Origin of the sequence: Streptomyces sp. KLMMK (genome assembly GCF_036961605.1) — a bacterium.
Lineage (GTDB): Bacteria > Actinomycetota > Actinomycetes > Streptomycetales > Streptomycetaceae > Streptomyces > Streptomyces telluris.
On sequence record NZ_JBAMDC010000347.1, the window covers coordinates 1 to 6,735 of the forward strand.

5 protein-coding genes and 1 pseudogene are annotated in these 6,735 nt (G+C 73.9%); 4 read left to right on the forward strand and 2 right to left on the reverse strand.

Translation table 11 applies throughout. The annotated features are described in order from the left end of the window. The 4 genes and pseudogenes from V7793_RS30505 to V7793_RS30520 all read left to right on the forward strand — a co-directional run. Window positions 1-307: pseudogene (locus V7793_RS30505) on the forward strand (methylmalonyl-CoA mutase); the annotation flags it as partial. Further along, window positions 307-2,511: a methylmalonyl-CoA mutase gene (scpA, locus tag V7793_RS30510; protein ID WP_336012585.1), complete on the forward strand. Its 2,205-nt coding sequence runs from the start codon at window positions 307-309 to the stop codon at window positions 2,509-2,511. The pseudogene V7793_RS30505 and the gene scpA, both read left to right, overlap by 1 nt. 16 nt (window positions 2,512-2,527) lie before the next feature. Beyond that, window positions 2,528-3,517 (forward strand): methylmalonyl Co-A mutase-associated GTPase MeaB, encoded by a 990-nt coding sequence (gene meaB / locus V7793_RS30515; RefSeq protein ID WP_336012588.1) that lies wholly within the window; start codon window positions 2,528-2,530, stop codon window positions 3,515-3,517. Window positions 3,518-3,634: 117 nt separating this feature from the next. Further along, window positions 3,635-4,933 (forward strand): CAP domain-containing protein, encoded by a 1,299-nt coding sequence (locus tag V7793_RS30520; RefSeq protein ID WP_336012591.1) that lies wholly within the window; start codon window positions 3,635-3,637, stop codon window positions 4,931-4,933. A 60-nt stretch (window positions 4,934-4,993) separates the two neighbouring features. Here the strand turns inward: V7793_RS30520 and V7793_RS30525 are convergent, their stop codons facing one another. Together V7793_RS30525 and V7793_RS30530 are read right to left on the reverse strand one after the other, a co-directional pair. Then, window positions 4,994-6,040, reverse strand: coding sequence for an enoyl-CoA hydratase/isomerase family protein (locus V7793_RS30525; RefSeq protein WP_336012593.1), 1,047 nt, complete (start codon window positions 6,038-6,040; stop codon window positions 4,994-4,996). A gap of 59 nt (window positions 6,041-6,099) precedes the next feature. Beyond that, window positions 6,100-6,552 carry a type II toxin-antitoxin system VapC family toxin gene (locus V7793_RS30530; protein ID WP_336012596.1) on the reverse strand — a complete coding sequence of 151 codons (453 nt, stop codon included), beginning with the start codon at window positions 6,550-6,552 and terminating at the stop codon, window positions 6,100-6,102. Window positions 6,553-6,735: the final 183 nt, after the last annotated feature.

The following is a 6,735-nucleotide window of genomic DNA, read 5'->3' on the forward strand; positions in this document are numbered from 1 at the left end:
GGCCGGCGGCGTCGAGCCCGTGCACGACCCCGCCACGGTCGACGCGGAATCCGTCGCCGAGGCGTTCGCGCGCAGCGGCGCCGGCGTGGCCTGCCTGTGCTCCGGTGACAAGCTCTACGCCGAGCAGGCCGAAGCCGTCGCCGCAGCGCTCAAGGCCGCGGGCGCGGGCCGGGTCCTGCTCGCGGGGAAGCCCGGCGGCGAGCAGCGGGAGGCGTATCTGCGGGCCGGGGTCGACGAGTTCGTCTTCGCCGGCGGTGACGCCGTCGCCGTCCTCTCCTCCGTCCTCGACTGCATCGGAGTCGCGTGATGCCCATTCCCGACTTCTCCGGAATCGAGCTGGGCCCGGCGGACGCCGGCCGGGCGGCCGACCCCGGCCACTGGCGCGCGGCCCTGAAGGAGGCCACCGGCAAGAGCGCCGAGGACCTGGTCTGGGAGACCCCCGAGGGAATCGGCGTCAAGCCGCTCTACACCGCCGACGACCTGCACGGGCTCGACTTCCTCGGCACGTACCCCGGCATCGCGCCCTACCTGCGCGGCCCGTACCCGACGATGTACGTCAACCAGCCCTGGACCATCCGGCAGTACGCCGGGTTCTCCACCGCCGAGGAGTCCAACGCCTTCTACCGGCGCAACCTGGCGGCCGGTCAGAAGGGCCTGTCCGTCGCCTTCGACCTGCCGACCCACCGCGGCTACGACAGCGACCACCCGCGCGTCACCGGCGACGTCGGCATGGCAGGCGTGGCCATCGACTCCATCTACGACATGCGGCAGCTCTTCGACGGCATCCCGCTGGACAGGATGAGCGTGTCGATGACGATGAACGGCGCCGTGCTGCCCGTCCTCGCCCTCTACATCGTCGCCGCCGAGGAGCAGGGCGTACCGCCCGAGAAGCTGGCCGGGACCATCCAGAACGACATCCTCAAGGAGTTCATGGTCCGCAACACCTACATCTATCCGCCCGGGCCCTCGATGCGGATCATCTCCGACATCTTCGCGTACACCTCGCAGAAGATGCCGCGCTACAACTCCATCTCCATCTCCGGCTACCACATCCAGGAGGCCGGGGCCACGGCCGACCTGGAGCTCGCCTACACCCTCGCCGACGGCGTGGAGTACCTGAAGGCGGGCATCGGAGCGGGCCTGGACGTCGACGCGTTCGCGCCCCGGCTCTCCTTCTTCTGGGCGATCGGCATGAACTTCTTCATGGAGATCGCCAAGCTGCGCGCCGCCCGGCTGCTGTGGGCCCGGCTCGTCAAGCGCTTCGAGCCGCAGAACACCAAGTCGCTGTCGCTGCGCACCCACTCGCAGACCTCGGGCTGGTCGCTGACCGCGCAGGACGTCTTCAACAACGTGGCCCGCACGTGCGTGGAGGCCATGGCCGCGACCCAGGGACACACCCAGTCGCTGCACACCAACGCCCTGGACGAGGCCCTCGCCCTGCCCACCGACTTCTCCGCCCGCATCGCCCGCAACACCCAGCTGCTGCTGCAGCAGGAGTCCGGCACCTGCCGGGTCATCGACCCGTGGGGCGGCAGCGCCTACGTCGAGCGGCTCACCCACGACCTCGCGCGGCGCGCCTGGCAGCACATCGAGGAGGTCGAGGCCGCGGGCGGCATGGCCCAGGCTATCGACGCGGGCATCCCCAAGCTGCGCGTCGAGGAGGCCGCGGCCCGCACCCAGGCCCGCATCGACTCCGGGCGGCAGCCCGTCATCGGCGTCAACAAGTACCGGGTGGACAGCGACGAGCAGATCGAGGTCCTCAAGGTCGACAACTCCTCCGTGCGCACCCAGCAGATCGAGAAGCTGCGCCGCCTGCGCGCCGAACGCGACGAGGCGGCCTGCCAGGACGCCCTGCACGCGCTGACCCGCGCCGCGGAGGCCGGCTCCGGCCCGGGCCTGGAGGGCAACCTCCTGGCCCTCGCCGTGAACGCCGCCCGTGCCAAGGCGACCGTCGGTGAGATCTCCGACGCACTGGAGAAGGTCTACGGACGGCACGCCGGGCAGATCCGTACGATCTCCGGTGTGTACCGCGAAGAGGCCGGCCCGTCGTCCGGCGTGGAGCGCACCCGCGCCCTGGTCGAGGCGTTCGAGCAGGAGGACGGCCGCCGCCCGCGCATCCTCGTCGCCAAGATGGGCCAGGACGGCCACGACCGCGGCCAGAAGGTCATCGCCACCGCCTTCGCCGACCTCGGCTTCGACGTCGACGTCGGCCCGCTCTTCCAGACGCCCGAGGAGGTCGCCCGGCAGGCGGTGGAGGCCGACGTGCACATCGTCGGCGTCTCCTCCCTCGCGGCCGGCCACCTCACGCTCGTGCCGGCGCTGCGCGAACAGCTGGCGGAGCAGGGACGCGAGGACATCATGATCGTCGTCGGCGGCGTCATCCCGCCGCAGGACGTCCCCACGCTGCTGGAGATGGGCGCCGCCGCGGTCTTCCCGCCCGGCACGGTCATCCCGGACGCCGCCCACGACCTGCTGAAGACCCTCGCCGGGGTCCTTGGCCACGAGCTGTGAGCAAGGGCCCCTGACGATGGCACGGACGATCGACATCGACGCCTACGTGAAGGGCGTGCTCGACGGCAAGCGCGCGGTCGTCGCACGCGCCATCACCCTGGTCGAGTCCACCCGGGCCGACCACCGGGCCCTCGCCCAGCGGATGCTGACCGAGCTGCTCCCGCACGCGGGGGCGGCCCGGCGGATCGGCATCACCGGCGTGCCGGGCGTCGGCAAGTCCACCTTCATCGACGCCTTCGGCACGATGCTCACCGGCTTCGGCCACCGGGTCGCCGTCCTCGCCGTCGACCCGTCCTCCAGCCGGACCGGCGGCAGCATCCTGGGCGACAAGACCCGCATGGAGCGCCTCGCCGCCGACCCCGCCGCCTTCGTCCGGCCCTCGCCCACGGCCGGCACCCTCGGCGGCGTGGCCCGGGCCACCCGCGAGACCATCGTGGTCATGGAGGCCGCAGGCCACGACGTCGTGCTCGTGGAGACCGTCGGCGTCGGCCAGTCCGAGACCGCCGTCGCCGACATGGTCGACAGCTTCCTCATGCTCACCCTCGCCCGCACGGGCGACCAGCTCCAGGGCATCAAGAAGGGCGTCCTCGAACTGGCCGACATCGTCGCCGTCAACAAGGCCGACGGCCCCCACGAGCGCGACGCCAAGGCCGCCGCCCGCGAACTGGCCGGAGCGCTGCGCCTGCTGCAGCCGCCGGACGCCGCCTGGAACCCGCCCGTGCTGACCTGCAGCGCCCGCGAGAACACCGGCCTGGACGTCCTGTGGGACCGGCTGGAGCAGCACCGGCGCGTCCAGGAGAGCACCGGGGCGCTGGCCGCGCGGCGCCGCGAGCAGCAGGTCGACTGGGTGTGGACGATGGTCCGCGAACAGCTCCTGAACGAGCTGCGCGACCACCCCGCGGTCCGGGCGGCCGGGCCGGGGATCGAACGGCAGGTGCGCGAGGGCACGCTGCCGGCGAGCCTGGCGGCGGAGCGGCTGCTGGAGGCGTTCCGCCACAAAAATTAAGAGCCTGTCCGGCGTTTGAGGGTAAAGGCGGTGCCTCGGGCTCCGGGAACCTCCCGGCTCCACGGCGCGTTTTCCCCGGACCGGCCGACCCGCGGCCGGAGCCCCGGAGGAGCCGCGATGAACGACCTGGTCACCGGCGAGAACGCCATGCTGCCCGACGGCACGTTCGCGCTCCGCGTGCCCGGCCCCTTCGACCTTTCGGTGATCGTCACCGGCGAGGCGGGAAAGGTGGCCGGGGACGGGGACTTCGTCTTCTTCAACCAGCCGTTCGCGCCGGGGGCCCGGCTCGACGGTGACACCGTCACCGTCGACCCCGGGGGGCTGCGCGCGGGCGCGGAACGCGTCACGGTCGTGGTGAGCCCGGCGGATCCCGGTACGCCGCTCGGCTCGCTGCCCCTCCCCGTGCTGACGGTCGCCGGCGGCGGGGGAGCCGTGCTGGCGCGCTTCGCGCCGCCCCGCCCCGACCGCGAGACCGTCCTCCTGCTCGCCGAGCTCTACCGGCGCGGCACCGGCTGGAGGATACGGGCCCTGGGCCAGGGCTACGCGGACGGACTCGCGGGCGTGGCCAGGGACTTCGGCGTGGACGTGGCGGACGAGGGAGACGGGGGAGACAGGGCGCAGGCGACGCACAGCCCGGACGCGACGGGTGATGCCTTCGCCGCCCTCGTGAACGCCGAGCGGTCCGCGGCCGGGGTGCCGTCCGTGACCGTCGAGCACCGGCTGGTCGCGGCGGCCCGGGCGCACGCCGCGGACATGGCCGCGCACGGCCGCCTCGCCGCCGAGAGCCCGGACGGGACGTCCCTCCACCACCGCATAGCCGCCACCGGCTATCACTGCCTGACCGTCACCGAGCACCTCGTCTCCGGCCCGCGCACCCCGGCCGAGTTCGTCGCCTACTGCCTGGGCGGGAGCGAGCGGGCACTGCCGTTCCGGGATCCATCCGTCGCCCACGTCGGCGTGGGCCACGCGGCGGCACCCTCGGGGGACACCTACTGGACCGCCGTGTGGGCCGCGCCCATGAGCCCCGGCGGGCTCGCCCGGCTGGCCGCGGAGGTCACCGCCCTCACCAACGCCGAGCGCGCCGCGGCCGGTCTGCGCCCGCTGGCCGCCGACCCCCGGCTGGCCGCCGCCGCGCAGGCGCACAGCGACGACATGGTCGCCCGCGACTTCTACGCCCACACGTCGCCGGAGGGGAGCGAGCCCTGGGACCGGGCGCGGGCGGCGGGGTGCCCGCACCCGGGCATCGGCGAGAACATCGCCTGCGGGCAGCGCAGCGCGGCGGAAGTCGTCCGGGGCTGGATGAACAGCCCCGGCCACCGCGCGAACATCCTCAAACCGGACTTCGCGCACATCGGCGTCGGCTACGCCACGGGCAGCCGGGCGGGTACCTACTGGACGCAGCTGTTCGGCACATGACGGGGACGTGACCGGGCCGGCGGCGGCTCCGGGGCCGGTGGGGGCCGGAGCCGGGCAGGGTCAGGCGAGCCCGAGCCCGCCGCCGTCCACCGGCGCGAAGTGCCGCTCCACGTCCGCGTCCGTCACGTCCTCCAGCCGGGCGGGCACCCACCGCGGCGTGCGGTCCTTGTCGACGACCTGCGCGCGGATGCCCTCCAGCAGGTCGGGGTCGGCCAGCGAGGCGCATATGACGCGGTACTCCTGCTCCAGCACCTCGGGCAGGCCGGGCAGGCGGCGGGCGCGGCGCAGCGCGCTCAGCGTGACCTTCAGCGCCGTGGGCGACTTGCCCAGGATCGCCTCCGCCGCCTTCCCGGCCTCCGCGACGCCGCTCCCGGTGAGCCGGCCGAGGATCTCCTCGACCGTGCCGGCGGAGTAGCAGTGGTCGATCCAGTCCTGCTGTGCGGCCAGTTCACCGGCGGGTGCCGGGGCGGCGAAGTCCCGTACGGCCTCGGCGGGTTCGGCCACGGCCAGCGCGGCAGTGAACTCCGCCAGCCGCGCCGCCGGGACGAAGTGGTCGGCGAAGCCGGCGCGCACGGCGTCGCCCGGGCCCATGCGCGAGGTCGTCAGGGCGAGGTGCGTGCCCAGTTCGCCCGGGGCCCGGGAGAGCAGGTACGTGCCGCCGACGTCGGGCGCGAAGCCGATGGCCGTCTCGGGCATGGCCACCGCCGACCGTTCGGTGACGACCCGTATGCCGCCGTGCGCGGACAGGCCGACGCCGCCGCCCATCACCAGGCCGTCCATGAGGGCGACGTACGGCTTGGGGTAGGCGGCGATCCGGGCGTTGAGCCGGTACTCGTCGCGCCAGAACTCCCCGGCCTCGGCGCCGCGCCCGGCGCGGACGTCGTCGTGGACGGCGCGGACGTCGCCGCCCGCGCACAGGCCGCGCTCGCCCGCGCCGTCGAGCACCACCGTGGTCACGGCGTCGTCGTGCTCCCACGCGTCCAGGGCGGCGCGGATGCGGCGGACCATGGCGTGGGTGAGCGCGTTGATGGTGCGGGGCCGGTTGAGGGTGATACGGCCCGCGCGCCCCTCCCTGCGCAGGAGTACGGCGTCGTCGATGGTGGTCATCGTTCCCCTTTCACTGGATGGCGGAGCGGGGTGGCCGGGCGGCGCGGGGCGGGATCCCGTCAGGAGCGGTCGGACGCGGTGGCGGTGCCCGCCGCGTCGGTGATGCCCCGGATCGGGCAGCGCGGGCCGGTGGCGCGCAGCAGCCGCAGGTCGGCCGTCACGAGCGTCGCCCCCAGCTCCTCGGCGACGGCGACGTAGGCCGCGTCGTCCGGCGTGAGGTTGTCCTTCAGCTGCCACATCCGTCCCAGCAGGGGCTCGACGGCGACCTTCCGCAGCGTCAGCCCGGGCAGCTCCCCGGCGACTTCGGCCACCCGCTCGGCGGTCACCTGTCCCGCGAGGTACAGCCCGCGCAGGGACTGCATGACTTCCACCAGGATGTGCTCGGGAGCGGCCCACTCGGCGTCCGCCGCGAGCGCGGCGCGGGCGCCGTCGCCCCGCGGCCCGTCGTCGGCGAGCGCCAGAACGAGTGCGGAGGCGTCCACGACGATCAAGGTGACTCCCAGCGTGTGCATGATGCGGCGGTTGCGGCTGAGGCCGCGCCGCCACCCTAACCGGGCAGCCGGGGCCGGAGATCCGCCGGGTGGAACGCCGGTGCCGGTGCCCGCCGGGGCCGGCCCGGGGTGTGCCGGCCCCGGAAGCGCCTGTCTCTTCTCCACATCTTACGCTGCCGACGACAGAACTTCGGTGTAGATCTC